Source organism: Streptomyces aquilus (genome assembly GCF_003955715.1).
Taxonomy (GTDB): domain Bacteria; phylum Actinomycetota; class Actinomycetes; order Streptomycetales; family Streptomycetaceae; genus Streptomyces; species Streptomyces aquilus.
This window is the reverse complement of record NZ_CP034463.1, coordinates 7,113,543-7,140,314: the sequence shown is the minus strand read 5'-3', so window position 1 is coordinate 7,140,314 and position 26,772 is coordinate 7,113,543. Positions and strand designations below refer to the sequence as shown.

Sequence of the window (26,772 nt, the reverse complement as noted above, 5' to 3'; positions counted from 1 at the left end):
GCACTGACCTTACCGGCCGGTCACATGGTGGTCAGCCCCGTCTTGGCATTCGGTCGCCCGGCCCCCTCCCCGGCCGTCCGCCGCGCCTCCGCCGCCAGCAGCGCACAGCCCACCGCCCCCACCACCCCGGCCCCCGCCACCGTCCACGCCACCCCCGCGAACTCCGCCACGACCCCCGCCAACGCCATCCCCACCCCCTGGATCGTCATCAACCCGGCCGTGAGCAGCGTCATCGCCCGCCCCCGCAACCCCTCCGGCACCGCCCGCACGAACCACTGGTCCAGGCCCAGCGTGTACGCCGACCCGGCGCCCGAGAGGAAGAGGAGGAGCAGCGACACCGCCGGCCCCGGACGCAGGGCATAGCCCACGTACGGCAGCAGCGTCACGCACACCAGCGGCAGCGCGATCCGTTCCCGCGCCGCCGGGCGCAGCCGGGCGCCCGCCCACAGCTCGCCCGCGATCGTCCCCACCGGCAGCGCGCACATCAGCAGCCCCAGCCCCACCGAACCGACGCCCAGTTCGTCCGCGTACGGCGCCGCCAGCGCCTCCGGCACCACCGCGAACATCGGCGGCACCCAGAACAGGAACAGCAGCACCCTGGTCCTGCTGTCCGCCAGCACCTGCCTCGCGCCCTTCAGGGAATCCGTCACCAGCGCGTTCCCGCCTGACGCCGCCCGCGCGGGCCGCCGCCGCGTGCCGAACCGCAGCAGTCCCGCCGACGCACAGAACGTGACCACCGTGATCAGCAGGGCGTGCCGCGGCGATACGACGGTCAGCAGCACCCCGCCGACGCCGTACCCGGCGAGCAGCGCCCCCTGCGACACGATCCGCAGCAGCGAGCGGCCCAGCACGAACAGATCCCCGTCCCCGAGGATGTCCGCCAGCGTCGCCATCCGCGTCCCCGCGAACACCGGCGACACCACGGCCAACGCGCACCGCAGCGCGAGCAGCACCCCGATCTGCGCGCCGGGCAGCGTCATCGGCAGCACGCACGCCGCGCACACCAGGTCGCACAGCACCAGCACCCGCCGGGCCGGGAAACGGTCGGCGGCCCCCGCGAGCAGGGTGCCGCCGACGACGTACGGCAGGAATCCGAGCGCGAAGGCCAGCGCGCTGAGCAGGGGCGAGCCGGTCAGGTCGTAGACGAGGACGGACAGCGAGATCTCGGCGACCACCACGCCCAGCAGCGCGAGCAGGTGCGCGGCGAAGACCGCGCGGAACTCGCGTACGGCGAAGACGCGGGCGTACCCGGTGGGCGGGGCGCTGAGGGTGTCCGTCATGGGCAGAGCGTGGCCCTTCGCCGCTCCCGCGCCCTAGAGTTTCGGCACCAGCCGAATCTTCCGGGCCACCAGAGAGGCGTCATGCCGTCGCGACTGCACTTCGGGGAGGACGACTTCCTTCGCTGCCGGTTCGCCCTGTCGCCGCTGTGGGAGACGCAGGACGCGGTCCGTACCCTCAAGCGGCCCGACCGGCACGGCTATCACGCGCCCTGGCTGCGGCGCATCCGCGACGCCGCCGCCACACTCGACCTCACCCCGCTCTGGCTGCTGATGCCCCGCCGCGGACACTCCCCCGACTGGCTCTGCCCACCGCCGGGCGGGGCGGCCGCCACCTTCGAGGAGGAGATCGCCGCGGTCCGCGCCGCCGATCCCGAGGCGGCCCGCGAGGACACCGCCAAGTCGCTCGCGGACACCCCGGGCGCGCTGGAGTCGTCGTACGGCCGTGCCTGGCTGGCCGATCCGGCGCGGATGGTGCGGGCGCTGGCGGACGCCATGGAGGAGGCCTGGCACCGGCTGATCGAACCGGACTGGCCCCGGCTGCGCGCCCTGCTGGAGGCGGACGTGGCGTTCCACTCACGGCGGCTGGCCGAGGTGGGGCTCGGCGGCCTGCTGCCGGAGATCAACCCGCGGTGCGGCTGGGACGCGGGCACGCTGACCATCGAGAGCAACGGCCGGCACGAGCGGCACCTGGCCGGTCAGGGCCTGGTGCTGATGCCCAGCGTCTTCGTCTGGCCGGACGTGGTCAGCGGCTTCGACCCGCCCTGGCAGCCGATGCTGGTCTATCCGGCCCGCGGCATCGGCGGCCTGTGGGCCACCCCCGCCGACCGCACGCCGGACGCGCTCGTACGACTCCTCGGCCGCGGCCGGGCAGCGGTTCTGGCCGCCCTCGACGAACCCGCCACGACCACCGCCCTCGCCCACCGGTTGGGCCTGGCCCCTTCCTCCGTCTCCGCCCATCTGACCGTCCTGCGCGAGTCAGGCCTGCTGACTTCACGCCGCTACGGCCACCAGGTCCTCTACGAACGAACCCCACTGGGCATCGCCCTGACCGCAACGCCCTAAAGGGGCGCGGGGAACTGCGCGACCAACCACAACAAGCCCGCACCCGACACACCACCCTCCGCCCCGAGCTCTTAGTCGATACCAAACCCACCCCACATGTAACGATTGGTGACAAAACGCCTCCAAACAGTCACCCTTGCGCAAGGGAGCAGCATGCCCCGGCTGACCCAAACCCTCGCCGCCCTCACCCTCCTCACCCTGATCACCGCCTGCTCACCCACCCCCGACCTCGACGAAGCCTCCGTCGCCGGAGCCAGCCCGGACGCGAACTCCCCGTTCTGGGTGGACCCGGCCAGCCCCGCCGCCGACCAGATCGAGCTGTGGCGGCGGGAGGGGCGTACGGCGGACGCGGCGCTGCTCCGGAAGATCGCCGATCAGCCCGCCGCGCTGTGGCCGGCCGGCGAGATCGACCCCGCCCCCACCGTGCGGGCGGCGACCGCGGCGGCGAAGGCCGCGGACCGCACCGCGCTCTTCGTGGCGTACAACATCCCGCACCGGGACTGCGGCCAGCACTCGGCGGGCGGGGCCGCCGACGCGGACACCTACCGGGACTGGATCGGGAAGTTCGCCGACGCGCTCGGCGACGCCAAGGCGCTGGTCGTGCTGGAGCCGGACGCCGTCGCGCACATCGTGGACGGGTGCACGCCCGGTGAGTACCACGCGGAACGCGAGCAGTTGCTCGGCGAGGCGATCGCCCGGCTCAAGCGGCAGCCGCACACCAAGGTGTACCTGGACGCGGGCAACCCGTCCTGGATCAAGGACCCGGGGGAGCTGGTCGAGCCGTTGAAGCGGGCCGGGGTGGAGCAGGCGGACGGGTTCTCGCTGAACGTCTCCAACTTCCAGACGGACGACGTCACCAAGAAGTACGGCGTCCGGCTGTCCGGGGAGCTCGGCGGCAAGCACTTCGTCATCGACTCCAGCCGCAACGGCAACGGGCCGCTGCCGGGCGCGTGGTGCAATCCGCCCGGCAGGGCCCTGGGCACCCGGCCGACCACGAAGACCGACGAGCCCGCCCTCGACGCCTACCTGTGGGTCAAGCGGCCCGGCGAGTCGGACGGCACCTGCGAGGGCGGTCCGAACGCCGGGCAGTGGTGGCCGGAGTACGCCCTGGACCTGGCGCGCAACGCCCAGGGCTCGTAGGTCACTTCACCCGGTCCGGGCCGCTCACTTCACCTGGATCCACTTCGCCTCCGACGGCGTGCCGTCCGCGTCCGTGACGAACAGCATGTACCAGCCCGGCGGGACCAGGGTCGGGTCCTTCGGCACCTCGACGGTCACCGAGTGGGCGTCCTTGGTCAGGCCCAGTTCGATGGAGCGCTGCTCGACGTCGGTGGTGTGGGTGACCGCGCTCGGCCGCATCAGCCGGGCCTTGACGATCCGCTCGGGGTGGTCGGTGCGGTAGGTCGCGCGGTGGTCGTCGGCGAGGACCTGCGAACCGTCCATCAGCATCGGCCGGTCGGCGGCGTTGCGGTGCAGGGAGGGCGGCGTGAAGACCTCCATGCGCTGCTCGAAGTGGCCCAGCTTGGTGTTCTGCTGGTCGTCGAAGAGCGGGTCGGAGCCGAAGGTGGCGACCCGGCCGTCGGGCAACAGCAGCGCCTCGGAGTGGTAGTTGCGGCCGACCGTCGGAGAGGCCGCCTCGTGGAAGACGTTGTCCTTGGGGTCGTAGAACTGCGCCTTGAGGATGTTGCTGGCGCTGCGGCCGCGGTAGTCCTCGGAGCCGTTCGAGGTGAAGACGGTGTCGTCCGGCATGATCACACTGTTCAAGTAGCGGGTTCCCTGGGGGAGGTTGGGGCCGTCCTTGAAGACGGGGTTGTCCTCCTTGAGGTCGACGACCGCGGTGCGCGGGGTCGACTTCTTGGACTCGCCGACGCCTCCGCCGCCGAGGATCATCACCTTCTGGTCCTGCGCGGGCGGCAGCAGCAGGGAGGACGAGGTCTCCGTCTCCTCGGGGTCGCGCAGGCCCGGGACCTTCTCGAAGGTGTTGGTCCTCAGGTCCCACAGGCCCGGCTCGCGGCCCTTGTCGGCGGGCCCGTAACCGGCGTTGGAGGCCGGGTAGAAGAGCTTGCCGCCCTTGGTGAGGAAGAGCGCGGGATAGGTCGGGAAGTACCGCTTGGGGCCGCGGGACCACTTCTTGGTCTTCGGGTCGTAGATCTCGTTGTCGCCCGGGTCGATCACCCCGACGTCGTCCAGGCCGGAGACCGCGAGGACGCGGCCGTCGTCGAGGCCGACGAGGGTCGGGTACCAACGTGCCTTGTCCATCGGGTCGACGGGGATGTACCGCTCGGCGACCGGGTCGAACTCGTAGGCGGCACGGATGCCCTGGAAGTCCTGCTTGTCCAGGGTGATCTTCTCCGACAGGCCGTAGACGTTGTCGGCGTCCTCGCCCTTCAGGCCCACGACCTCGTACTGCGCCTGTTTCTGGGTGACCGACATCGGGCCCTTCTCGACGGCCTCCACGAAGACACGGGCCTCGGAGGCGGTCACCTTCGTCTGCCAGGGCTGCATCACACCGCGGGCGTTGTAGGTGATCTTGAACTTCTTCTGCGCCTTCGGCACGGTGACGTCGAACTTCGTGACGTACTCGACCCCGGCGGGCGAGCGGAAGCGGGTGCCCTTCTTCAGGACCATCGCCTTGTCGGGGTTCTCGTTCTTCACCCGCATGCCGCCGCCGGCCCGGTCGATCTCGCCGTCGAGGAGTTCGTAGCGGGCGGTGCCGCCGGCCACCAGCAGTCGGCCGTCGGGGAGTTGGGCGTGGCCGGAGCAGAAGAAGTCGTCGGGCGTGGGGATCTTCTTGAAGGTGTCCGTCTTCGGGTCCCACAGGATCGTGTCGAAGGAGCCCTCGTCGAATTTCTTCTGCTCGTTGCCGGAGCCCGCGACGATCAGCACCTTGCCGGTGTGCAGCAGCGCCGCGTGGATGGCGTTGGTGCGGTACTCCTCCGGGATGTCGACGGTGGCCCAACTCCCGTACTTCGCCTGGTACTCGGGCTGGGCGATCTGGTACGCGTGGTACTTCTCGCCGACGAAGTCCAGCGCGGCCGGGGCGTTCAGGCCGGCGAGGATGGCGATGCCGCCGATACCGAGGACGGTCTTCTTGGTCTTCTGGGACGGCTGGTAGGCCATGGCCTAGTTGCCTCCTGTCGTGGTGCTGGAGGTGGTGGCGAGGGCGGGTTCGCTGCCGTCGACGACCCGGGCGGAGGCGCGCAGCGACTGCCGCTCCCTGCGCTCCTTGAGCGTCGTGGCCGCCCAGATCGCCACCGGGGCCAGCGAGATGGCCATCGCGAGGACCGCCCAGGTGCGCATGGCCACATGGGTGTGGTCGAGGACGACCGAGGCGGCCAGCGAGGTGGCGAGGAGAACCGCCCAGAAGAGATGGATACGGAAGGTGAGGAGCCGGTCCGGGCTGGCGTCGCCGCCCTTGGGGGTGACGACGAAGCGGCTGGGCCGGCGCAGGAGGGCGGCACCGAGGGACTTGAGGTAGATGGGCGCCGACAGCGCCGACATCGCCATGCCCGCGAGGCCGCCGGAGCCCTCGGGTTCGTGCGGGGAGACGTTGTGGCGGCGGTTCCACAGGTACAGGCCGATCTGGAGGGCGGCCGCGTCGCTGTAGAGCATCAGCCAGACGGAGGCGGCGACCTGCGTGCCGGACGCGCCGAACCAGAGGAAGAGGAAGCAGCTCAGGATGCCCAGGAACCAGTTGACGGCCGTCATCGGGTAGTAGACGAGCATCAGCGTGTACGAGAACAGCCGCCCGGGAGGCATGGTGAACGGCGCCTTCCAGTATTGCTTGAACAGCGTCTCGTACGTCCCCCTCGACCAGCGCATCTGCTGGGTGAAGAAGTCGGTCCAGGACGCCGGGCCCTCGCCGACCGCGAGCACGTCGGGGGTGTAGACGGACCGCCAGTGGCGGCGGGTCCTGGGGTTGCGGTGCCGGTGCAGTTCGAAGCCGGTGGCCATGTCCTCGGTGACGGAGTCGTACAGGCCGCCGATCTGCTTGAGGGCGGCGATGCGGACGACGTTGTTGGTGCCGACGAACATGGGTGAGCGGTAGCGGTTGCCGGCCCGCTGGATCAGCGCGTGGAAGAGGAACTGCTGCGACTCGGCGGCCTTGGTGACGGGGTTGTGGTAGTTGCCGTACACCTGCGGGCCGACGACGAAGGAGACGTCCGGGTCCCGGAAGTAACCCATCATCCGCTCCAGGAAGTCGGGGAGCGGGACGTGGTCGGTGTCGACCGAGGCGAAGAACTCGTAGTCGTCGCCGTGCAGGGCGATCCACGCGTTGTAGTTGCCGTGCTTGGTACGGGCCTTGTGGACGCCCTTGGTGCGGTTCCACTCCGGGACGCCGTGCCGGGTGAAGTGCCGGACGCCGAGCTCCGCGCACAGGGCCTTCGCCTTCTCGTCGTCCCCTTCGTCGAGGAGCCAGACGTCGAGCGGGCCGTCGTGGGTGACCTTCGTGGCGCCTTCGAGGGTGGCGCGGACCATGGCGAGGGGTTCCTTGCCCGGGACGTACGTCGTGAGGAAGGCGACGCGGGTGCCGGGTTCGGGGGTGACGGGGACGGGGTCGCGGGCGACCAGGGTCGCGTGGGCCACGGAGGCCACGTTGACGACCATGAACAGCTCGATCAGCCCGATGGCTATCAGCATCGTGATGTCGAGCCACACCATCCACGCGTCGCCGCCCTCGCGCTCGACCCAGTGGGTCGGCCAGACGAGGTAGACCAGCAGGGCGCCGGTGAGCACCGGCGCGAGGGACATCAGCAGGATGGCGCGTATTCGGTGGGGCTCGCGGGAGAGGAGTGAGGTGTACTGCACCCGGTACGGCGTGCCGGACGGCTCCGTCAGCGGTCCGGCCAGTCGGCTGTAGGTGTCGTAGTCGTAGCCCTCCGGCCGCACAGCGCCCTCCAGTGATCGAAACATCTGATATGCCCGATATGCACACAAAAGTGGAGTTTCCTGGGCGTGTCGAACTGGGAGGGGCCAGCCGGGCGACCCGTGGAGCGTTGCCCCTCGGGCCGCCGAAGGCGTTGTCGGCAACGGGTTCGGACACCCGGAGCCGGCCGATGAAGGCGCCGTCGACCTGAGTACGCGGAGGTGCCGTCGGCCTTGATGCCGGTGAGGGTGCCGTCGGCCCCGTGCGGTGGGGCTGCCGTCGCGGGGATCGTCAGCGGCGGTTCGTGCGCCGCAGGTGAAGGCGTACCGCACGCTGGGCCACCGGGCCCAGCTCCTCCAACGCGGCGACCAGGACGCCCAGTTGCTCCAGCGCGTCCAGTGCGGCCGTCGCGCCCGGCAGGTCCACGCCCTCGTACAGCTCGATGCCGACGAACGACGCGGCGACCGCCCGCGCCAGGCCCGGCGGGTCGGTGAACTCCTCGAAGGGGGTGCCCGCCAGGACCCTCCGGAGGACCTTCTCGATCTCGGTGATCCAGGACTCCAGACCGGCCGCCGTCGCCGTCGCGAGGCTTTCGTGGGTCTGGGCACCGGCCAGCAGCTGGCCGAGGAGGGCGACATGGCCGCCGGCGCGCTCCTCCTCGTGGATCTGCCGCCCCACCACGAGGAGTTCGGAGAGCGAGCGCACCTGGTCGAAGCGGGGTCGGTAGCGGGACACGGCCTGCTCGGCGCCGTACCGGCAGGCCGCCGCGAGGAGTTCGTCGACCGAGCCGAAGTGGTAGAAGACCAGGGCCTGGTTGACGCCGGCCGCCGAGGCGATCGTGCGCGCCGACGCCTTCGCGATGCCCTGGTCGACGAGGGTCCGCAGGGCGCCCTCCAGCAACTTGGTCTTGGTCTCCTGCGACTTCGCGGTCTCGGGACTCACGCGCGCGACTCCTCGCGGACCGGGCGCAGGCCGGGGCGGACACCGCAGGACCGGATGTCGCTGTACGTCGCCCTGAAGGAGCCCTCGTAGCCGAAGAGCGGCCCGAAGTACTTGTTGACGACCCTGACCCGGATGCGGAAGCGGCCCGAGTGGTCGTCGAAGGACTCCCGGACCTCGGCCGTGGCGCCGATCAGCTCGGGCACCCGGACGTCCACCACGCCCTCCCGGAACCGGTGTTCGCCGGAGCGGATGAGGAGCGAGCCGTCGGGCTCGGCATGGAAGTACAGGTCGCTCGCCAGGTGCTGGTGGGTGCCGAGGTAGTCGAGGACGCGGTCGCCGCGGGGGCCCAGGACCATCTGGGCGTCGAAGCGGCGGGAGCGGCCGGGCAGGTCGAAGGTGCGCACGAAGGTCACCGTCTCACGACCGTGGGTGTCGGTGTACGGCACGTTCTCGATGACGAAGGGGACGTTGCGGCCGGTGCGCGGGACGAGGATGTTGCGGGTGGTGCCGAGCGCGAGGAACGGCTTCACGAAGGCCCCGCCGTGCCAGATGCGGTCCATGACACCCCGGCCGGTGCAGGCCTCGCCGCTCGCCAGACCGACCGAGAAGCGGCGCTGGAGCTGGGGGTGGAGGTGGTCGAAGGCCGGGCCCATCGCGGTGCGGAAGATCGAGGTCGTCGAGGACGCCCCGGAGGGCGCGGGTCGCGCGGTCGTCGAAAACGGCCCGCAGGGCACGGGTTGCGCGGTCGTCGAAAACGGCCCGCAGGGCACGGGTTGCGCGGTCATCGCGGGTTCTCCAGGGTGCGCAGGAGACGGGGGGCGTGGACGCGGCTCGGCGGCCGGCGCAGACAGCGGCGGGCGGCCGGGGTGCCGGGCAGCGGCGGGGCGAAGAGGGCCAGCGCGAGGGTGACCAGCGCCAGCAGGGGCATGGCGTAGAAGAAGAGCGGGGCGAAGGGGCCGGTCAGGCGCAGCAGGCTGCCGAACCCGAAGCCGGTGCCCGCGAAGACGATGGCGAGTGCCCGCCCCGCCATCTCCAGCAGCCAGTTCGCCCGCGCCCGCTCCGGGGTGATCCCGCGCTCCAGCCACAGCCGGAGCCGGTCGAAGGACCACGCCGTCGCCCAGCCCATGAGCGGCCGGAACAGCAGCCGGTCGGCACACGCGCCGAGCGCGCCCCAGCGGGGGCGGTAGTCGTAGCCGGTCAGGAAGCGGACCCCGTCGCCGTCCGGGACGTACCGCCAGTAGCCGCTGCCCTCGGCGAGGAGGGAGAGCGGGTGCGGGGAGGAGAAGCGGAGGGCGGAGGTGCGGGTGCCGTCGGGGCGCTCCTTCTCGCCGGCCGAGACGCCGGTCCCGGCGACGGTGAGGAAGGGCAGCACGCGCGCGGCGTAGCGGAAGCGCTGTGGCTCGCCGTCCACGCGCGGGAGGTAGTCGATCTCCGTGAAGCGGAGGTCCCAGCGCTGATGCTCCGACGGCTCCTGTGTGCGGGACCACAGGTCGTCGACGTCGGTGCGGATGTGCGCCTCGATATAGAGGCTGTTGTGACCCATCTGATTCCCCCAGGTCAGCCTGTTTTTTGAGCGACCGCTCAAACCTTCGGGATCAGAAAGTACACCTCTTTGAGCGATCGCTCAAACACTGGGCACAAGAAAACCCCGGCCCGCGCGGGCCGGGGTTCGCAGGGAAGCGGAAGCGCCGGGCTACTCGGCGAGGTGCCGCTCCACGGTCTCCACCTTGGAGGTCAGTCCGTCCGTCACGCCGGGACGGATGTCCGCCTTGAGGACCAGCGACACCCTCGGGGCGCGCGCCTCGACGGCGGCGACGGCGCGCTTCACCACGTCCATCACCTCGTCCCACTCGCCCTCGATCGAGGTGAACATCGCGTCGGTGCGGTTGGGCAGGCCGGACTCACGGACGATCCGGACGGCGTCGGCGACGTACTCCCCCACGTCCTCGCCGACCCCCAGCGGCGTCACGGAGAAGGCGACGATCACGAGGTCTTCACCGCCTGCTCCTGACGCGCGCGGGAGGCGATGACCGCGTCCTCGGCCTCACGGCGGAGCTTGCGCTCCGCGAAGAAGCCGCCGGTGGGCAGGACCGACAGGACGAAGTAGAGGGCGGCGGTGCCGAAGGACCACTTCGCGCGGTTCCAGGCGTCCGCCCAGAAGATCACGTACAGGATGAAGAGAACGCCGTGGATCATGCCCATGACCGGGACCGCGTTGAAGTCGGTGGTCCGCTTCAGCACCGAGCAGACGAGCAGAAGCAGGAAGGAGACCGCCTCCGGGGCGGAGACGAGGCGGAGGCGGCGGAGGGCGCTGGCGGTCTTGATGTCCACGGGTCACCTTCGGTGGGAGTTGCGTCGAGAGGGGGCCTGCCGGTTTGTGAACACATGCACAAACGTTCGTCCATTGTGGCAAACGGTTGGGCGGAGGCAGGCTTGGGGGTCCGTGGAGACCCTGAGGAGTGGGTGTGCAGTTCGTCTTCTTCATGACCCTGCCGGGCCTTGTGGTACTGCTCACGCTGCTGGCCTTCGTCGACCAGCTGCTGCTGCGGGCCGGCCGGTCCGGCGTCCTGCCCTGGCGTAACGCGGGGCGCCAGGGTCAGATCTCCGCGACCGGCTTCGAGCAGCTGCACGCCGCCCTGTCCCCAGGCAAGCAGCACGAACTGAAGGAACGGCAGAGCTCCCTGGTGATGCGGGACGACGAGGAGGACGGGGCGCCGCCCAGGTCGACGATCGACCTGGGCGCGGGCAAGGCGGTCATCCGGATTCCGGGGGCCGGGGGGAGCGGGGTGAGTGCGGGCGCGGGCCGGTGAAGCCGGGCTCGGGCCGGCGGGCGCGGGCGCGGGCCGGCGGGTGAGTCGGGGGGCCGGGCGGTCGCGGGCGGGCTCGGCGGGCGGGTCAGCCCGGAAACCGGGCCGGTGCGACCGGACTCAGCAGACGAGTCACCCCGGAAGCCCGGGCGGTTGCGACCAGGCTCAGCAGGCGGCCCAGTACGCGAGCCGGGCCGGTGCGACCAAGTTCAGCGGGCCAGTCACCCCGGAAACCCGGACAGTCGCGACCAGACCCAGCAGGCGGCCCAGTACGCGAGCCGGGCCGGTGCGACCAAGTTCAGCGGGCCAGTCACCCCGGAAAGCCGGGCGGTCGCGACCGGACCCAAGAGGCGAGTCAGCGCGCGAGCCGGGCGGTCGTGGGCGGGTGAGGCCGGGAGCCTGGCCGGAGTGGCCGGGCTCGTAGGTGGGGTGTCCCTAGGGGTGTGATCAGGGTTCGTCTCCACCCGGGGGCTCTGTCGGTGGGAGCCGTCGCGGGCTACCTTCGCAGCGTGGCGATGTTCCGACTTCAGGGCAGCAAGGTGCTCGCCGTCGAGATGACCGGGGACGCCGTGAAGGCGAAGAACGGCTCGATGGTCGCGTACGACGGACAGATGGCGTTCAAGAAGCTCAGCGGCGGCGGTGAGGGCATCCGGGGGATGGTGACCCGGCGGATCACCGGTGAGCAGATGACGGTGATGGAGGTGAGGGGGCAGGGGACCTGCTGGTTCGCCGACCGCGCCTCCGAGATCAACCTCGTCGGTCTCCAGGGCGACAAGCTGTTCGTGGAGTCGAGCAACCTGCTCGCGACCGACGGCGGCCTGCGGACGGGGACGAGCTTCACGGGCCTGCGCGGCGCCTCGCAGGGCAACGGACTGTTCACGACGACCGTCGAGGGCCACGGCCAGGCGGCGATCACCTCGGACGGCCCGGCCGTGGTGCTGCGGGTCAGCCCGCAGTTCCCGCTGAGCGTGGACCCGGGCGCGTACATCGCGCACCAGGGGAATCTGCGGCAGTCCTTCCAGTCGGGTGTGACGTTCCGCACGCTGATGGGCGAGGGCGGCGGCGAGGCCTTCCAGATCCGCTTCGAGGGCGACGGCCTGGTGTACGTCCAGCCCAGCGAGCGGAACACGATCGCGGGGGATGTCTGAGATGACCTTCCGGGAGCTCAACTCGAAGATGGTCGAGGCGACCGTCGCGCCGGGGCAGCGGCTGTTCAGTCAGCGCGGGGCGATGCTCGCCTACCGGGGCGAGGTGTCCTTCACGCCCAACATGAGCGGCGGCCAGGGCGGGATCATGTCGATGATCGGACGACGGGTGGCGAACGAGGCGACCCCGCTGATGACGGTCGAGGGCAGCGGCACCGTGCTGTTCGGGCACGGCGGCCATCACGTCCAGGTGATCAGCCTCGCCGGCGACACCCTCTACGTGGAGGCGGACCGCCTCCTGGCCTTCGAGGGCACGCTGGAGCAGGGCACGATGTTCATGGGTTCCCAGGGCGGCGTCATGGGCATGGTCCGCGGCCAGGTCACCGGCCAGGGCCTGTTCACCACCACCCTCAAGGGCCACGGCGCGGTGGCGGTGATGGCGCACGGCGGGGTCATCGAGCTGCCCATCACCCCGCAGCGCCCGGTCCATGTCGACCCGCAGGCGTACGTCGCCCACCACGGCGACGTGCGCAACAAGCTGTCGACCGCGCTCGGCTGGCGCGACATGGTGGGCCGCGGCTCCGGCGAGGCCTTCCAGCTGGAGCTCAGCGGCAACGGCGCGGTGTACGTCCAGGCCTCGGAGGAGAAGCTGTGAGTCAGTACCCGGGCGCGGGCCCGACCGTCCACGACCCGACGACCCTCCCCTCCGACGAAAACGTCAACAACTACACCTTCTGCGTGGAGCTCAAGGGGAGCCAGTGGTTCCTGCAGAAGGGGAAGATGATCGCCTACTACGGCTCGATCGACTTCAACGGCATCGGGCACGGCCGACTCGACCGACTTGTCCGTACGTCCTTCCATTCGCCTCTGCACGCGAGCGACTGGGTCGTGGCGGAGGGCTCCGGCAAGATGCTCCTCGCCGACCGGGCCTTCGACGTCAATTCGTACGACCTCGAAGACGGCAACCTGACCATTCGCTCCGGCAACCTGCTCGCTTTTCAGCCAACTCTCGCCCTCAAGCAGTCGATCGTGCCGGGTTTTCTGACCCTGATCGGAACCGGAAAGTTCGTCGCCGCATCTAACGGTCCGGTGGTGTTCATGGAGCCGCCGATCCGGGTGGATCCTCAGGCGCTGGTCGGCTGGGCCGACTGCCCGTCGCCGTGCCATCACTACGACCACGGCTACATGACCGGCCTGATGGTCGGTCTACGTGCGATGACGGGCCTCGGCGGGGCCTCCGGGGAGGAGCACCAGTTCGAGTTCGTGGGCGCCGGCACCGTACTGCTCCAGTCGTCCGAGGCGCTGATGGCGGAGCAGGCGACGGGAGCGGTCCCGCACCAGGCCGGAGTACCCGGTTCCGGGGTACCGTCCACGGGCCCTTCACCGCAATCAGGGGTACCGCGCCTTCCCGGACAGCTGGGCGACCTCCAGCGTCGCTTCGGGCTGTGAGCGGTAGTCTGCGGAGTGTGACGTCGAACGTGTGCACGCCGTCACGAACAGACCCTCACTAGTTCGCCTTTCAACTTCTTAGGTAGACTTCATTCATGGAGACCGAGACGGCCACGCGCTGGCTGACCGATGCGGAGCAGTGCGCCTGGCGCACCCACCTGGAGGTCAACAGGCTGTTGACGTACCAACTCGAGAAGGACCTCCAGCCGTTCGGCCTGACGATGAACGACTACGAGATCCTGGTCAACCTCTCCGAGTCGGAGGATGTCCGGATGCGGATGAGCGATCTCGCGTCCGCCACCCTCCAGTCCAAGAGTCGCCTCTCGCACCAGATCACCCGCATGGAGAACGCGGACCTGGTGCGCCGCGAGAACTGCGAGTCGGACCGCCGCGGCCTGTACGCGGTACTGACCGAGCACGGCATGGAGACCATGAAGAAGGTCGCGCCACACCACGTGGCGTCTGTGCGGCGACACTTCATCGACCTGGTCTCCCCCGAGGCGCTGGCGGAGCTCGACAAGGCCCTGAAGCCCATCGCGGAGCACCTGCGCGGGCAGCGCGGGCGTCCGTGACAGCAGAGCCTGTGCCCTGTCACAGGCTCAGCCCGATCAAGCGAGCGGCAGGCGGAGTGCGAACAGTGCTCCGCCTGCCGGCGCGTCGCGGACGGTGAGGGTGCCGCCGTGGCGTGCGGCGACGTCCCGGGCGATGGCGAGACCGAGTCCGGCGCCGCCGTCGTCGCGGCTGCGGGCCTCGTCCAGCCGGACGAACCGCTCGAAGATCCTTTCCCGGTCGGCCGCCGCCACCCCGTCCCCGTCGTCGGCGACCTCGGCGACGGCCCAGGCTCCGTCCCGGCGCACGGACACCGTGACCGCCGAGCGGGCGTGCCGCCGCGCGTTGTCGAGCAGATTGCCCAGCACCCGCTCCAACTGGGCCCGGGACCCGGTCACCTCGACGGCCTCCGCCGTGACGCTCACCCCGTCCCGGCCGCGCGCCTCCCGCCGCGCCACCTCCCCGAGGTCGACCCGCTTGTCGCCGGGCCCCTCCCCCGCGTCCAGCCGGGCGAGCAGCAACAGGTCGGCGGCGAGCCGTTGCAGCCGTACGGTGTCCTCGACGGCACCGTCGAGGTCCAGCAACTCCGGGTGCGCGGCGGCCACTTCGAGCTGGGTGCGCAGCGAGGCGATCGGGCTGCGCAGCTCGTGGGAGGCGTCGGCGACGAAGCGGCGCTGCCGCTCCACGGAGGTCTCCAGCGCGGCCAGCGTCTGGTTGGTGGTGCGGGCGAGGCGGGCGACCTCGTCGTGGGTGAGGGGTTCCGGAACACGCCGGGAGAGATCCTCGGAGGCGGTGATCTCCGCCATCTCGCGCCGGATGTCCTCCACCGGGCGCAGGGCACGCCGGGTGACCAGCCAGGTCACGGCCGCCACGACGCACAGCAGCAGCGGGAAGCCGGTCAGCATGCCGGTCGTCGTGGTGGTCACGGCGCTCTGCTCGGCGTCCAGGGACGCGCCGGCGTGGACGGTGAGCTGCCCCCGGTCCGTCGTCTCCACGCGGACGGTGGCGAAGCGGTACTCGTCGTCCTTGCCGTCGACGGTCGCGGAGCCGTCGCCGAAGTCGGTGTCCTCGTCGATCTCGCCCGGTTCGAGCGAGGCGTCGTCGTCCGCGTCGTCGGCGTCGTCACCGCCGGCCCGCCCGGCACCGCCGCTCTGCCGCTCGGGCGTCACCGCCTCGACGCCCGTCCCGCTGATCCGCTCCAGGTCGTCGCTCGCCGCGACGAGCGTGCCGTGCGCGTCGACGACCTGGACCGGGTAGTCGTCGTCCAGCTCCAGCCGGTCGTACGCCGTCCCGGCGGCGAGCTGCGAGGCGACACCGCGTGCCGTGCGCTCCGCCTTGGTGGCCGCCTGGTCCATCAGGTTGGCCCGCAGCGACAGCAGGACGGCCGCCCCGGCCGCCGCCAGGGCCACGGCGACGACGAGGACGGCCCCGAGCGTGGCCCGCGCCCGCACGGACCCGAAGAGACGTCTCATCGCTCCTCCGTCTCCAGCCGGTACCCGGCGCCGCGCACCGTCCTGATGAGCCCGGCGCGCAGCTTGCGCCGCAGGGCGCTGACGTAGACCTCGACGATGTTGGGGTCGCCGTCGTAGGCGAAGTCCCAGACGTGCTCCAGGATCTGCGCCTTGGAGACCACCTCCCCGGCGCGCGTGACGAGCTGCTCCAGCACCGCGAACTCCTTGGCGGTGAGCGGCACTTCGTCGTCGCCGAGGAAGACCCGGCGGGCCGCGGTGTCGACCTTGAGATCTCCGCGCACGACGACGGGCGAGGCCCCGGCGCCGTTGCGCCCGCGGCGCAGCAGCGCCTTCACGCGGGCGACGAGGACGACGTAGGAGAAGGGCTTGGTGAGGTAGTCGTCGGCGCCGGTGTCCAGCCCCTCCGCCTCGTCGTACTCGCCGTCCTTCGCGGTGAGCATCAGGATCGGCACGTCGTGGCCCGCGGCGCGCAGGGCGGAGCAGACCCGGTAGCCGTTGAGGCCGGGCAGCATGATGTCGAGGATCACGAGGTCGTACGACCCCTCCGTGGCCCGGTGCAGGCCCTCCCGGCCGTCGTGGACGACGTCCACGGCGTAGCCCTCGGCGGTGAGTCCCTTGGCGAGCGACAGGGCCAGCCGCTTCTCGTCCTCGACGATCAACAGACGCATGTGCACCAGGGTGGCAAAACGAAGCTGAAGATCTCTTCAGGGGGCTTCAGGTTCTCCTCAGCGTCGGTCGGTGATGGTTGTTCACGTCGAAAGCGCAGTGAAACGCGACAGACCTGGAGGAACTCGCATGAAGCGCAACATCGTGATCGCCGCCCTCACCGCGACCGCTCTGATCGGGGGCGGCACGGCCACGGCCCTCGCGGTGGCCTCGGACGGCGGCAGCGCGTCGACGCGGGCGGATGTGCGGGGGGCGGACGATGACAACGACGACCGGACCGACGCCGACTTCGCCGCACAGAGCGACGTGACGGCCGCCGACGCCCTCGCCGCGGCGCTGCGACACACGCCGGGCACCGCCGCGTCCGTGGATCTGGACGACGACGGTGCCGGGGCGTGGGACGTCGATGTGATCAAGGGTGACGGCACCGAGTACAGCGTGACCGTCTCCCCGGACACCGGGAAGGTCGTCGGCGCGCACCAGGACAACGACGACGACAACGACGCCGACGACCGTGCCGAGGTCGCCGCCCTGAAGGGCGCGAAGACCGATGCCCGTGAGGCTGCGCTGGCTGCCGCCGCGAAGGGGACGGTCACCGAGGTGAGCCTCGACGACGATGACGACAGCCGCGCGGTGGTGTGGAGCGTGGACACCACGAAGGGTGAGTGGAAGGTCGACCTCACCACGGGCAAGGTCACGGCGGACCGGGACGAGGACTGACGGGTCGGTGGGGGCGGGCGCCGGGTTTTTCTCGCCCCGCCGCCCCTACCCGTTCCCATCCTCCAGGGGCTGCCGCCCCTTCGACCCCGCTCCCAGGGGGCGGCAGCCCCCAGTGAGGGGACGGGTAGGGGTGGCGGGGGCGAGACCCCTCAACCCCGCCACCCCCGCCGTCCCCAGCGCCACGCCCCCGGCCACCACGAAGCACGCCCCCAACGGCAGCCGCTCCACCAGCAGCCCCGCCACCACCGCCCCCGCCGAACTCCCGGCGTTCACCGCGGTGTTGACCCATGCCCCGGCCTGCGTACGGAAACCCTCCGGGGCGGCCTCGTCGGCGATGAGATACGCCGTCGTCAGCGTCGGCGCGACGAAGAACCCGGTGCAGGCGGCGGCGACCGCGAGGGCGCCGATGCCCGGCGCCAGCCCTGCCAGGCACAGGGTCACGCCCAACCCCGCGGCGAGCAGCGGAAGACGGACCCGCGCGGCCACCCGCCAGTCGACCGCGCCGTTCGCCAGACCCCCCACCGCGCTGCCCGCCGACAACGCGGCGAGCACCCACGCCACCGTGTCGTCCCCCCGCCCCCGCTCCGCGGCGAACGCGACCACCAACAGGTCCAGGCCGCTCAACGCGAGCCCCGTACCGGCGGCGACCACCACCGGCTGCAACAGCCCCCGCCCCCGCAGCGAACCCCCGCCGCCGGAACGGGACTTGCCCCGGCCCGAAGGCCGTACCGCCGCCACCGCCGCCACCGCCGGCGAACCGACGAACACCATCGTGCCCACGGCCATCAGCAGCGCGCCCAGCACCACCCCCACCGCCGGTGGCGCGACGCCGATCACCACGCCGACCAGCAACGGGCCGGTGACGTACAGGAGTTCCTCGGCGACCCCGTCCAGGCTGTACGCGCGCTGCAACAGCCGCCGGTCGTCGACGAGTCGGCCCCACACCGAGCGCATCGTCGGCCCGAGCGGGGGCGCGCACGCGCCCGTGGCGGCGGCCACCGCGCCGAGCACCACCGCGGGCGCACCCGGGCGCCAGCTGACCGCGGCGAGCGCGCAGAGCAGCCCCGCGTGGAGAAGGGACATCGGGATCAGGGCCCGCCGGGGGCCGTGCCGGTCGACCAGCGCCGCGCGGTAGGGCGACAGGAAGACGACCGTGGCGCCGAACAGCGCCATGACGACACCGGCCACGGCGTACGACCCGGTCGCCCGGGTCACGGCCAGCATCACGGCGAGGGGGGCCACGCCGTACGACAGCCGGCCGACGAGGGCCGGGACGAACGTGCGGCGGGCATACGGAACGGACAGCACGGCGGCATACGAGGGCCGCCGCGCGGAGGACGCGGACATGGGAGAAGTTCCTCTGCGAAAGGCATGAGCAAGGGACGCCGAAGGGCCGCGACGGCTGTGGTCAGCGGGTCGCGGTCAGGGGCGCGCTCTATGCCAGGAGAAGGAACATGTCGATCAACGTACCAACATCCACGGCGAGTTGACCAGAGTGGCGGCCTCAGCCCTCCGTCAGCCCCGCCACCAGCTCGTCCGCCGCCCGGTACGGGTCCAGCTCGCCCGCCACGATCCGCTCCGCCAGTGCGCCGAGGCGGCGGTCGCCGTGCAGGTCGCCGATGCGTTCGCGCAGGGCCGTGACCGCGATGGTCTCCACCTCGTGGGCGGCACGGGCCTGGCGGCGCTCGGCGAGGACGCCGCGCTCCTCCATCCAGGCGCGGTGCTTCTCCAGGGCCTCGACGACCTCGTCGACGCCCTCGGAGCGGGCCGCGACCGTCTTGACGATCGGGGGGCGCCAGTCGCCAGGGCCTCGGGACTCGCCCAGGCCCAGCATGTGGTTGAGCTCGCGGGCGGTGGCGTCGGCGCCGTCGCGGTCGGCCTTGTTGACGACGTACACGTCACCGATCTCCAGGATTCCGGCCTTGGCCGCCTGGATGCCGTCGCCCATGCCGGGGGCCAGGAGGACGACGGAGGTGTCGGCCTGGGAGGCGATCTCCACCTCGGACTGGCCGACGCCGACCGTCTCGACCAGGATCACGTCGCAGCCCGCCGCGTCCAGGACGCGGATCGCCTGGGGCGCCGCCCAGGCCAGGCCGCCGAGGTGGCCGCGGGTGGCCATCGAGCGGATGTAGACGCCGGGGTCGGAGGCGTGGTCCGACATGCGCACCCGGTCGCCGAGCAGGGCGCCGCCGGAGAACGGCGAGGACGGGTCGACGGCCAGGACGCCGACCCGCTTGCCCTGCTTGCGGTACGCGGTCACCAGGGTGGACGTCGACGTGGACTTGCCGACGCCCGGTGAGCCGGTCAGGCCGACGACGTACGCCGTGCCCGTCAGCGGGGCCAGGGCCGCCATGACCTCTCGGAGCTGCGGGGACGCCCCCTCCACGAGGGAGATCAGCCGGGCCACGGCCCGCGGCCGGCCTTCCCTGGCCTGGGCCACCAGGGTGGAGACGTCCTGCATCACAGCTCCGATCAGCTCGAACCCGACGTACGAGAACTCAGGCCTTGGGTACCCGCACGATCAGCGCGTCACCCTGGCCGCCGCCGCCGCACAGCGCCGCCGCGCCGACCCCGCCGCCGCGCCGCTTCAGCTCCAGCGCCAGGTGGAGGACCAGGCGGGCGCCGGACATGCCGATCGGGTGGCCCAGGGCGATGGCCCCGCCGTTGACGTTCACCGTTTCGGTGGACACGCCGAGGTCCTTCATTGACTGGACCGCGACGGCGGCGAAGGCCTCGTTGATCTCGATCAGGTCGAGGTCCGAGACCTCCAGGCCCTCCTTCTTGAGGGCGTGCAGGATCGCGTTGGACGGCTGCGACTGGAGGGAGTTGTCCGGACCGGCCACGTTGCCGTGGGCGCCGATCTCGGCGATCCACTCCAGGCCCAGCTCCTGCGCCTTGGCCTTGCTCATCACGACCACGGCCGCCGCACCGTCCGAGATCTGCGAGGAGGTGCCGGCCGTGATGGTGCCGTCGCGGGTGAACGCCGGGCGGAGCTTGCCGAGGGACTCCACGGTGGTGTCGCCGCGGATGCCCTCGTCCTTGCTGAAGACGACCGGCTCGCCCTTGCGCTGCGGAATCTCCACCGGGGTGATCTCGGCCTCGAAGATGCCGTTCTTCTGGGCGGCCGCGGCACGCTGGTGGGACAGGGCGGCGATCTCGTCCTGCTCGGGGCGCTGGATGCCGAGGCGGGTGTTGTGCTTCTCCGTGGACTCACCCATGGCGATGCCCTCGAAGGAGTCGGTCAGGCCGTCGTACGCCATGGCGTCGAGCATCTCGATGGCGCCGTACTTGTAGCCCTCGCGGGACTTGGGGAGCAGATGCGGGGCGTTGGTCATGGACTCCTGGCCGCCCGCGACGATCACGTCGAACTCGCCGGCGCGGATCAGCTGGTCGGCCAGCGCGATGGCGTCGAGGCCGGACAGACACACCTTGTTGATGGTGAGCGCCGGGACGCTCATCGGGATGCCGCCCTTGACGGCGGCCTGACGGGCCGGGATCTGACCGGCGCCGGCCTGGAGGACCTGACCCATGATCACGTACTGGACCTGGTCGCCACCGATCCCCGCACGGTCGAGGGCGGCCTTGATCGCGAAGCCGCCGAGGTCGGCTCCGGAGAAGGACTTCAGCGAACCGAGCAACCGTCCCATGGGCGTACGAGCGCCCGCGACGATCACCGAGGTAGTTCCGGAAGACATGAGGTGCGATCCCCTTCCAGCTGGACAGCCGAGGAGTGAACGAGGGTTTACTTCGAATGTACTGAGTGGCACTCCGTGCCGTCACCGGCCCGTCAGTGTGATCGCTGGCACGTTGCGTAACCATCTCCCGAGCGCTGCACTAACACCATGCTGACGCGAATCGACCACATCGGGATCGCCTGCTTCGACCTCGACAAGACTGTCGAGTTCTACCGGGCCACCTACGGCTTCGAGGTCTTCCACTCCGAGGTCAACGAGGAGCAGGGCGTCCGCGAGGCCATGCTCAAGATCAACGACACTTCCGACGGCGGGGCCTCCTACCTGCAACTTCTGGAGCCGACCCGCCCCGACTCGACCGTCGCCAAGTGGCTCGACAAGAACGGCGAGGGCGTCCACCACATCGCTTTCGGTACGGCGGACGTGGACGCGGACGCCGCGGACATCAAGGACAAGGGCGTACGCGTGCTGTACGAGGAGCCGCGACGCGGCTCCATGGGGTCACGAATCACCTTCCTGCACCCCAAGGATTGCCACGGTGTACTGACAGAACTGGTCACTTCGGCGCCCGTTGAGTCACCTGAGCACTGACCCTCGTACATATGGGCCGGTAGGGTTGGGGGCGGTCGCCGCTCTCCCAGTGGTGACCGCTGGCCGGGGTCCGTGTTTCGGGGGGCGAGCGCTGGGCGGCAGCCCATGCTCCGCCGTTGATCTGACACCATTCCCCGGGGGCCCCGTTCGGCGGATGGACGGTGCTCGTATGGAGAGACTTGCGACCAGGGGACGGATGGGACCGCGCAGTGCGGGGCTACGAACGCCAGGAGCGAGAGCCGGCGGCTGACGTCGACCACCTCTCTCGGTTCGAGGCCGAGATGGATCGGCTGAAGACCGAGCGGGAAAAGGCGATCCAGCACGCCGAGGACCTCGGCTACCAGGTCGAGGTGCTGCGCGCCAAGCTGCACGAGGCGCGCCGCACCATCATGTCCCGGCCCGAGTTCTCGGGCGGCGACATCGGCTACCAGGCCGAACAGTTGCTGCGCAACGCCCAGATGCAGGCCGACCAGCTGCGTCAGGACGCCGAGCGCGAGCTGAGCCAGGCGCGGGCGCAGACCCAGCGCATCCTCCAGGAGCACGCCGAGAACGCGGCGCGGCTCCAGGCGGAGCTGCACCAGGAGGCGGTCACCCGTCGCCAGCAGCTGGACCAGGAGCTCGCCGAGCGCCGCCAGACCGTCGAGTCGCACGTCAACGAGAACGTGGCGTGGGCCGAGCAGCTGCGCGCCCGCAGCGAGCAGCAGGCCCGCCGGCTCCTGGAGGAGTCCCGCGCGGAGGCCGAGCAGGCCATGGCGGCCGCCCGCGCGGAGGCCGAGCGGCTCACCACCGAGGCCCGCCAGCGGCTGACCAGCGAGGCCGAGGCGGCCCGCGCCGAGGCCGAGCAGTTGCTGCGCCGCGCCCGCGCGGACGCCGAGCGGCTGCTGAACGCGGCCTCCACCCAGGCCCAGGAGGCCACCGACCACGCCGAGCAGCTGCGCAGCTCCACGGCGACGGAGTCGGACGCCGCCCGCCGCCAGGCCACCGAGCTCAGCCGCGCCGCCGAGCAGCGGATGACGGAGGCGGAGGAGGCGCTGCGCAAGGCGCAGGCCGAGGCCGAGAAGCTCGTCACCGAGGCCAAGGCGGCCGCCGAGAAGGCCCTGTCGAGCGCCGAGTCGGCCAACGAACAGCGTGTCCGTACGGCCAAGGAGCAGGTCGCCCGGCTGGTCAGCGAGGCCACCCAGGAGGCCGAGACCACCAAGGCGGACGCCGAGCAGATCGTCGCGGACGCCCGCGCGGAGGCCGAGAAGATCGTCGCCGAGGCCGCCGAGAAGGCCCGCACGATCACCGCGGAGGAGACCGCCTCCCAGCTCGGCAAGGCCGCCAAGACCGCCGAGGACGTCCTCAACAAGGCGTCCGAGGACGCGCGTAACACCACCAAGGCGGCCGCCGAGGAGGCCGAGCGGATCCGTTCCGAGGCCGAGGCCGAGGCGGACCGGCTGCGCGCCGAGGCGCACGACCTGGCCGAGCAGCTCAAGGGCGCGGCCAAGGACGACACCAAGGAGTACCGCGCCAAGACGGTCGAGTTGCAGGAGGAGGCCCGCCGGCTGCGCGGCGAGGCCGAGCAGCTGCGCGCCGACGCGGTCGCCGAGGGCGAGAAGATCCGCGCGGAGGCCCGCAAGGAGGCCGTTCAGCAGATCGAGGAGGCGGCCAAGACCGCCGAGGAGCTGCTGGCCAAGGCCAAGGCGGACGCCGACGAGCTGCGCCAGACGGCGACGGCGGACAGCGAGAAGGTCCGCACCGAGGCCATCGAGCGGGCGACGACCCTGCGCCGGCAGGCCGAGGAGACCCTCCAGCGGACCCGGCAGGAGGCCGAGCGCCACCGCGAAGAGGTCCTTGAGCAGTCCGAGGGCATCCGCAACGACGCCGAGCAGGCCGCGCGCGAGCTGCGCGAGGAGACCGAGCGCGCTATAGAGGCCCGTCGCGCGGAGGCCGCCGAGGAGCTGACCCGGCTTCAGACCGAGGCCGAGGAGCGGCTGACGGCCGCCGAGCAGGCGCTGACCGAGGCCCGTGAGGAGGCCGCGCGGATCCGTCGCGAGGCCGCCGAGGAGAGCGAGCGCCTGCGCGGCGAGGCCGCGGAACGCATCCGCACGCTCCAGCAGCAGGCCGAGGCGGAGGCCGAGCGGCTGCGCACCGAGGCCGCGGCCGACGCGTCCGCGTCCCGGGCCGAGGGCGAGGCCGTCGCCGTACGGCTGCGTTCGGAGGCCGCGGCCGAGGCCGAGCGGCTCAAGACGGAGGCCCAGGACACCGCCGACCGGGTCCGCGCGGAGGCGCAGGCCGCCGCCGAGCGCCTGGCGACGGAGGCGTCCGAGACGCTGGCCGCCGCCCAGGAGGAGGCCGTACGGCGTCGTCGTGAGGCCGAGGAGACCCTCGGCGCGGCGCGTGCCGAGGCCGACCAGGAGCGGGAGCGGGCTCGCGAGCAGAGCGACGAGCTGCTGGCCGCGGCGCGCAGCCGGGTCGAGGACGCGCAGGCCGAGGCGGTGCGGCTGGTCGAGGAGGCCGACCGGCGCGCCACCGAGATGGTGTCGGCGGCCGAGCAGCACGCCCAGCAGGTCCGCGACTCGGTCGCCGGGCTGCACGAGCAGGCCCAGGAGGAGATCACCGGGCTGCGCAGCGCCGCGGAGCACGCGGCGGACCGTACCCGTCGGGAGGCCGAGGAGGAGGCGGACCGGGTCCGCGCCGACGCCTACGCCGAGCGGGAGCGGGCCAGCGAGGACGCGAGCCGTGTCCGGCGCGAGGCCACCGAGGAGTCGGAGGCCGCCAAGGCGCTCGCCGAGCGCACCATGGCGGACGCGATGTCCGAGTCCGAGCGGTTGCGCTCCGACGCGGCCGAGTACGCCCAGCGGGTGCGCACGGAGGCTTCCGACGCGCTCGCCGAGGCCGACCAGGCCGCCGCCCGGACCCGGGCGGACGCCCGTGAGGACGCCAACCGCATCCGCTCGGACGCGGCCTCGCAGGCCGACGCCCTCATCACCGAGGCGCGCAACGAGGCCGAGCGGCTGACCACGGACACCATCCGGGACACCGACCAGCTGCGGCAGGACACCGTCGCCGAGGCGGAGCGGTTGCGTCTGGAGACCGCGGCCGAGGCCGAGCGGGTCCGGACCGAGGCCGTCGCCAAGGCCGAGCGGCTCATCGCGGACGCCACCGGCGACGCGGAGCGGCTGCGGGCCGAGGCCGCCGAGACGGTCGGCTCCGCCCAGCAGCACGCCGAGCGGATCCGCAGCGAGTCCGAGCGCGTCAAGGCCGACGCCCTGGCCGAGGCGGAGCGCCTGCTCAACGCGGCGCGCGAGGAGGCCGAGCACACCCTCGACGAGGCCCGCAAGGACGCCAACAAGCGGCGCCAGGACGTGGCCGAGCAGGTGGACACGCTCATCAACGAGACCACCGCCGAGGCCGACAAGCTGCTCACCGAGGCTCAGCAGCAGGCCCACAAGACCACCGCGGAGGCGGAGGCGCAGGCCGACACGATGGTCGGCGCCGCCCGCAAGGAGGCCGACCGGCTGGTCTCCGAGGCGACGGTCGAGGGCAACTCCCTGGTGGAGAAGGCCCGTACGGACGCGGACGAGCTGCTCGTCGGCGCCCGCCGGGACGCCACCGCCATAAGGGAGCGGGCCGAGGAGCTGCGCGACCGCATCACCACCGAGATCGAGAGCCTGCACGAGCGGGCCCGTCGCGAGGCCGCCGAGACGATGAAGTCGACCGGCGACCGCTGCGACGCGCTCATCAAGGCGTCCGAGGAGCAGCTGGCGAAGGCTCAGGCGAAGGCCAAGGAGCTGGTGTCGGACGCCAATTCGGAGGCGGGCAAGGTCCGGATCGCCGCCGTGAAGAAGGCCGAGCTGCTCCTGAAGGAGGCCGAGCAGAAGAAGTCGGCCCTCGTGAGGGAGGCCGAGGAGCTCAAGGCGGAGGCGATCCGCGAGGCCAAGCGCACGGTCGAGGAAGGAAAGCGCGAGCTGGAGATCCTGGTGCGGCGCCGCGAGGACATCAATGCCGAGATCTCCCGTGTCCAGGACGTCCTGGAGGCGTTGGAGTCCTTCGAGGCTCCCGCGGGGGGCAAGGACGGTGGCGTCAAGGCGGGCGTCTCGGTCGGCGCCCCTCGTTCGGGTAAGCCTTCGGACAGTTAACCGACAGGTTCCGACCGGTCACGACCGGTCGAACTGCGGTGCCGTCTGGGGCGTTTGACCAAGTTTTTGGCAAGCCGTCCGAGGGTTAGCCACTCAAAAGGGGTGTCATTCTCCAGATCAAACACGTATCCGCTCGATGACACACCGCTTCGGCCCCTAGGATTCCCCCTATCACCTCACCGGTCTCATTTGACAGGAACCCCATGAGCGACACTTCCCCCTACGGCTTCGAGCTTGTGCGGCGTGGGTACGACCGCGCTCAGGTGGACGAACGTATCTCCAAGCTCGTCTCCGACCGTGACAGCGCTCTCACCCGCATCACCGCTCTGGAAAAGCGCATCGAGGAGCTCCACCTCGAGACGCAGAACGCCCAGGCTCAGGTAAGCGACGCGGAGCCGTCGTACGCCGGTCTCGGCGCGCGTGTCGAGAAGATCCTCCGCCTCGCCGAGGAAGAGGCCAAGGACCTGCGCGAGGAGGCCCGTCGCGCGGCCGAGCAGCACCGCGAGCTGGCCGAGTCCGCGGCCCAGCAGGTGCGCAACGACGCGGAGTCGTTCGCCGCGGAGCGCAAGGCCAAGGCCGAGGACGAAGGCGTCCGGATCGTCGAGAAGGCCAAGAGCGACGCTTCGCAGCTGCGTGCCGAGGCCCAGAAGGACGCGCAGTCCAAGCGCGAGGAGGCGGACGCCCTCTTCGAGGAGACCCGCGCCAAGGCCGCTCAGGCCGCCGCGGACTTCGAGACCAACCTGGCCAAGCGTCGCGAGCAGTCGGAGCGCGACCTCGCGTCCCGTCAGCAGAAGGCCGAGAAGCGCCTCGCGGAGATCGAGCACCGCGCGGAGCAGCTCCGCCTGGAGGCCGAGAAGCTGCGCACGGACGCCGAGCGCCGCGCCCGCCAGACGGTGGAGACGGCTCAGCGTCAGGCCGAGGACATCGTCGCGGACGCGAACGCCAAGGCCGACCGCATCCGTTCGGAATCCGAGCGCGAGCTGGCCGCCCTCACCAACCGCCGCGACTCGATCAACGCCCAGCTCACGAACGTCCGCGAGATGCTCGCGACGCTCACGGGCGCGGCCGTGGCCGCCGCCGGCTCCCCGGCGACGGACGACGAGCCGATCTCCCGTGGAGTTCCGGCTCAGCAGTCCCGGTAAGCAGTAGCGCGTTCAGAGGCCCGTACCGTCTCCCCCGAAGGTGCGGGCCTTTGGCGTGCCCGCCGGTCGTACGAGCGGCAGGAAGATCTCGTCGACGATCTCCGTGAGCGTGGCCTCCGTCCTGGTCACCGCCTTCGCGGCACACGCCTCGCGCTCACGGCCCTCGGCACCCTTCCCCGCACGACCGGCACCCACAGCGTGCCCTGGCTCGGCGTCGCCCTTCCCGCTCAAGTGGCAGCCGCCCAAACCCCGTCTTAGCGTGGCCGC

The 26,772-nt window shown here is 71.4% G+C and carries 25 protein-coding genes; 11 read left to right on the top strand and 14 right to left on the bottom strand.

The features are described 5' to 3' along the window. Positions 1–20 precede the first annotated feature (20 nt). Positions 21–1,280, bottom strand: coding sequence for an MFS transporter (locus tag EJC51_RS33105; RefSeq protein ID WP_126274417.1), 1,260 nt, complete (start codon positions 1,278–1,280; stop codon positions 21–23). An 81-nt stretch (positions 1,281–1,361) separates the two neighbouring features. Here EJC51_RS33105 and EJC51_RS33100 point away from each other — a divergent pair, with 81 nt between their 5' ends. Both EJC51_RS33100 and EJC51_RS33095 read left to right on the top strand, forming a co-directional pair. After that, positions 1,362–2,342, top strand: coding sequence for an ArsR/SmtB family transcription factor (locus EJC51_RS33100; protein WP_126274416.1), 981 nt, complete (start codon positions 1,362–1,364; stop codon positions 2,340–2,342). Between the two features lie 153 nt (positions 2,343–2,495). Further along, positions 2,496–3,482 (top strand): glycoside hydrolase family 6 protein, encoded by a 987-nt coding sequence (locus EJC51_RS33095; RefSeq protein ID WP_126274415.1) that lies wholly within the window; start codon positions 2,496–2,498, stop codon positions 3,480–3,482. A gap of 24 nt (positions 3,483–3,506) precedes the next feature. On the opposite strand, the gene glxA is transcribed toward EJC51_RS33095, so the two are convergent. The 7 genes from glxA to EJC51_RS33060 all read right to left on the bottom strand — a co-directional run bounded on the left by glxA (position 3,507) and on the right by EJC51_RS33060 (position 10,482). After that, positions 3,507–5,462: a radical copper oxidase GlxA gene (gene glxA, locus EJC51_RS33090; RefSeq protein ID WP_126274414.1), complete on the bottom strand. Its 1,956-nt coding sequence runs from the start codon at positions 5,460–5,462 to the stop codon at positions 3,507–3,509. Positions 5,463–5,465: 3 nt separating this feature from the next. Beyond that, entirely contained in the window at positions 5,466–7,232 is a 1,767-nt protein-coding gene (locus tag EJC51_RS33085; protein WP_126274413.1) for a glycosyltransferase family 2 protein, read from the bottom strand. Positions 7,233–7,500: 268 nt separating this feature from the next. Continuing rightward, on the bottom strand, positions 7,501–8,151 hold the full coding sequence (locus EJC51_RS33080; RefSeq protein ID WP_126274412.1) for a TetR/AcrR family transcriptional regulator: 651 nt from the start codon (positions 8,149–8,151) through the stop codon (positions 7,501–7,503). Then, positions 8,148–8,804, bottom strand: a complete 657-nt coding sequence (locus EJC51_RS33075; RefSeq protein ID WP_126277228.1) for a DUF4166 domain-containing protein — start codon at positions 8,802–8,804, stop codon at positions 8,148–8,150. Before EJC51_RS33075 ends, EJC51_RS33080 begins: the two co-directional genes overlap by 4 nt. 128 nt (positions 8,805–8,932) lie before the next feature. Then, a complete protein-coding gene (locus EJC51_RS33070) occupies positions 8,933–9,694 on the bottom strand; it encodes a hypothetical protein (protein WP_126274411.1) in 762 nt (253 codons plus the stop codon). A gap of 150 nt (positions 9,695–9,844) precedes the next feature. Then, entirely contained in the window at positions 9,845–10,138 is a 294-nt protein-coding gene (locus EJC51_RS33065; protein WP_126274410.1) for an MTH1187 family thiamine-binding protein, read from the bottom strand. Beyond that, positions 10,135–10,482: a DUF3817 domain-containing protein gene (locus EJC51_RS33060; protein WP_079311664.1), complete on the bottom strand. Its 348-nt coding sequence runs from the start codon at positions 10,480–10,482 to the stop codon at positions 10,135–10,137. Before EJC51_RS33060 ends, EJC51_RS33065 begins: the two co-directional genes overlap by 4 nt. Before the next feature lie 134 nt (positions 10,483–10,616). Between EJC51_RS33060 and EJC51_RS33055 the strand changes: the two genes are divergently transcribed. From EJC51_RS33055 to EJC51_RS33035, 5 genes are all read left to right on the top strand, one after another. Further along, positions 10,617–10,961 (top strand): DUF6191 domain-containing protein, encoded by a 345-nt coding sequence (locus tag EJC51_RS33055; protein WP_126274409.1) that lies wholly within the window; start codon positions 10,617–10,619, stop codon positions 10,959–10,961. Positions 10,962–11,473: 512 nt separating this feature from the next. Then, positions 11,474–12,106 carry an AIM24 family protein gene (locus tag EJC51_RS33050; protein ID WP_126277227.1) on the top strand — a complete coding sequence of 211 codons (633 nt, stop codon included), beginning with the start codon at positions 11,474–11,476 and terminating at the stop codon, positions 12,104–12,106. Position 12,107: 1 nt separating this feature from the next. Further along, complete coding sequence (locus EJC51_RS33045) at positions 12,108–12,758, top strand: AIM24 family protein (RefSeq protein WP_126277226.1); 651 nt, start codon at positions 12,108–12,110, stop codon at positions 12,756–12,758. Continuing rightward, positions 12,755–13,552 carry an AIM24 family protein gene (locus tag EJC51_RS33040; RefSeq protein WP_126274408.1) on the top strand — a complete coding sequence of 266 codons (798 nt, stop codon included), beginning with the start codon at positions 12,755–12,757 and terminating at the stop codon, positions 13,550–13,552. Before EJC51_RS33045 ends, EJC51_RS33040 begins: the two co-directional genes overlap by 4 nt. Before the next feature lie 95 nt (positions 13,553–13,647). After that, positions 13,648–14,124: a MarR family winged helix-turn-helix transcriptional regulator gene (locus tag EJC51_RS33035; protein WP_097269085.1), complete on the top strand. Its 477-nt coding sequence runs from the start codon at positions 13,648–13,650 to the stop codon at positions 14,122–14,124. Between the two features lie 36 nt (positions 14,125–14,160). Here EJC51_RS33035 and EJC51_RS33030 read toward each other — a convergent pair whose 3' ends face one another. Continuing rightward, complete coding sequence (locus EJC51_RS33030; protein ID WP_126274407.1) at positions 14,161–15,573, bottom strand: sensor histidine kinase; 1,413 nt, start codon at positions 15,571–15,573, stop codon at positions 14,161–14,163. Then, complete coding sequence (locus EJC51_RS33025; RefSeq protein WP_126274406.1) at positions 15,570–16,241, bottom strand: response regulator transcription factor; 672 nt, start codon at positions 16,239–16,241, stop codon at positions 15,570–15,572. Before EJC51_RS33025 ends, EJC51_RS33030 begins: the two co-directional genes overlap by 4 nt. 127 nt (positions 16,242–16,368) lie before the next feature. Here EJC51_RS33025 and EJC51_RS33020 point away from each other — a divergent pair, with 127 nt between their 5' ends. Continuing rightward, positions 16,369–16,959: a PepSY domain-containing protein gene (locus EJC51_RS33020; protein ID WP_126274405.1), complete on the top strand. Its 591-nt coding sequence runs from the start codon at positions 16,369–16,371 to the stop codon at positions 16,957–16,959. A 45-nt stretch (positions 16,960–17,004) separates the two neighbouring features. On the opposite strand, the gene EJC51_RS33015 is transcribed toward EJC51_RS33020, so the two are convergent. The 3 genes from EJC51_RS33015 to EJC51_RS33005 form a co-directional block, all read right to left on the bottom strand. Next, the gene (locus tag EJC51_RS33015; protein ID WP_244362957.1) at positions 17,005–18,306 is read right to left on the bottom strand and encodes an MFS transporter; all 1,302 of its coding nucleotides are present in this window, start codon (positions 18,304–18,306) and stop codon (positions 17,005–17,007) included. Positions 18,307–18,463: 157 nt separating this feature from the next. Further along, positions 18,464–19,420: a methylmalonyl Co-A mutase-associated GTPase MeaB gene (gene meaB / locus EJC51_RS33010; protein WP_126274404.1), complete on the bottom strand. Its 957-nt coding sequence runs from the start codon at positions 19,418–19,420 to the stop codon at positions 18,464–18,466. Between the two features lie 37 nt (positions 19,421–19,457). After that, the gene (locus tag EJC51_RS33005; protein WP_126274403.1) at positions 19,458–20,654 is read right to left on the bottom strand and encodes an acetyl-CoA C-acetyltransferase; all 1,197 of its coding nucleotides are present in this window, start codon (positions 20,652–20,654) and stop codon (positions 19,458–19,460) included. A gap of 147 nt (positions 20,655–20,801) precedes the next feature. Here EJC51_RS33005 and mce point away from each other — a divergent pair, with 147 nt between their 5' ends. From mce to EJC51_RS32990, 3 genes are all read left to right on the top strand, one after another. After that, a complete protein-coding gene (mce, locus tag EJC51_RS33000) occupies positions 20,802–21,242 on the top strand; it encodes a methylmalonyl-CoA epimerase (RefSeq protein WP_126274402.1) in 441 nt (146 codons plus the stop codon). Between the two features lie 209 nt (positions 21,243–21,451). Next, positions 21,452–25,363, top strand: coding sequence for a polarized growth protein Scy (scy, locus tag EJC51_RS32995; protein WP_126274401.1), 3,912 nt, complete (start codon positions 21,452–21,454; stop codon positions 25,361–25,363). A gap of 203 nt (positions 25,364–25,566) precedes the next feature. Then, positions 25,567–26,505, top strand: coding sequence for a coiled-coil domain-containing protein (locus tag EJC51_RS32990; RefSeq protein ID WP_079311652.1), 939 nt, complete (start codon positions 25,567–25,569; stop codon positions 26,503–26,505). Positions 26,506–26,517: 12 nt separating this feature from the next. On the opposite strand, the gene EJC51_RS32985 is transcribed toward EJC51_RS32990, so the two are convergent. Then, positions 26,518–26,700 (bottom strand): hypothetical protein, encoded by a 183-nt coding sequence (locus EJC51_RS32985; RefSeq protein WP_126274400.1) that lies wholly within the window; start codon positions 26,698–26,700, stop codon positions 26,518–26,520. Positions 26,701–26,772 lie beyond the last annotated feature (72 nt).

Excerpts from the sequence above, each read along its gene's own strand:
- EJC51_RS33075 (WP_126277228.1), bottom strand. The coding sequence starts at position 8,804 with ATGGGCCCGGCCTTCGACCACCTCCACCCCCAGCTCCAGCGCCGCTTC.
- EJC51_RS32990 (WP_079311652.1), top strand. The coding sequence starts at position 25,567 with ATGAGCGACACTTCCCCCTACGGCTTCGAGCTTGTGCGGCGTGGGTAC.
- mce (WP_126274402.1), top strand. The coding sequence starts at position 20,802 with ATGCTGACGCGAATCGACCACATCGGGATCGCCTGCTTCGACCTCGAC.
- EJC51_RS33015 (WP_244362957.1), bottom strand. The coding sequence starts at position 18,306 with ATGTCCGCGTCCTCCGCGCGGCGGCCCTCGTATGCCGCCGTGCTGTCC.
- EJC51_RS33105 (WP_126274417.1), bottom strand. The coding sequence starts at position 1,280 with ATGACGGACACCCTCAGCGCCCCGCCCACCGGGTACGCCCGCGTCTTC.
- EJC51_RS33035 (WP_097269085.1), top strand. The coding sequence starts at position 13,648 with ATGGAGACCGAGACGGCCACGCGCTGGCTGACCGATGCGGAGCAGTGC.
- EJC51_RS33045 (WP_126277226.1), top strand. The coding sequence starts at position 12,108 with ATGACCTTCCGGGAGCTCAACTCGAAGATGGTCGAGGCGACCGTCGCG.
- EJC51_RS33070 (WP_126274411.1), bottom strand. The coding sequence starts at position 9,694 with ATGGGTCACAACAGCCTCTATATCGAGGCGCACATCCGCACCGACGTC.
- EJC51_RS33050 (WP_126277227.1), top strand. The coding sequence starts at position 11,474 with ATGTTCCGACTTCAGGGCAGCAAGGTGCTCGCCGTCGAGATGACCGGG.
- EJC51_RS33095 (WP_126274415.1), top strand. The coding sequence starts at position 2,496 with ATGCCCCGGCTGACCCAAACCCTCGCCGCCCTCACCCTCCTCACCCTG.
- EJC51_RS33100 (WP_126274416.1), top strand. The coding sequence starts at position 1,362 with ATGCCGTCGCGACTGCACTTCGGGGAGGACGACTTCCTTCGCTGCCGG.
- EJC51_RS33030 (WP_126274407.1), bottom strand. The coding sequence starts at position 15,573 with ATGAGACGTCTCTTCGGGTCCGTGCGGGCGCGGGCCACGCTCGGGGCC.
- EJC51_RS33020 (WP_126274405.1), top strand. The coding sequence starts at position 16,369 with ATGAAGCGCAACATCGTGATCGCCGCCCTCACCGCGACCGCTCTGATC.
- EJC51_RS33005 (WP_126274403.1), bottom strand. The coding sequence starts at position 20,654 with ATGTCTTCCGGAACTACCTCGGTGATCGTCGCGGGCGCTCGTACGCCC.
- glxA (WP_126274414.1), bottom strand. The coding sequence starts at position 5,462 with ATGGCCTACCAGCCGTCCCAGAAGACCAAGAAGACCGTCCTCGGTATC.
- EJC51_RS33025 (WP_126274406.1), bottom strand. The coding sequence starts at position 16,241 with ATGCGTCTGTTGATCGTCGAGGACGAGAAGCGGCTGGCCCTGTCGCTC.
- meaB (WP_126274404.1), bottom strand. The coding sequence starts at position 19,420 with ATGCAGGACGTCTCCACCCTGGTGGCCCAGGCCAGGGAAGGCCGGCCG.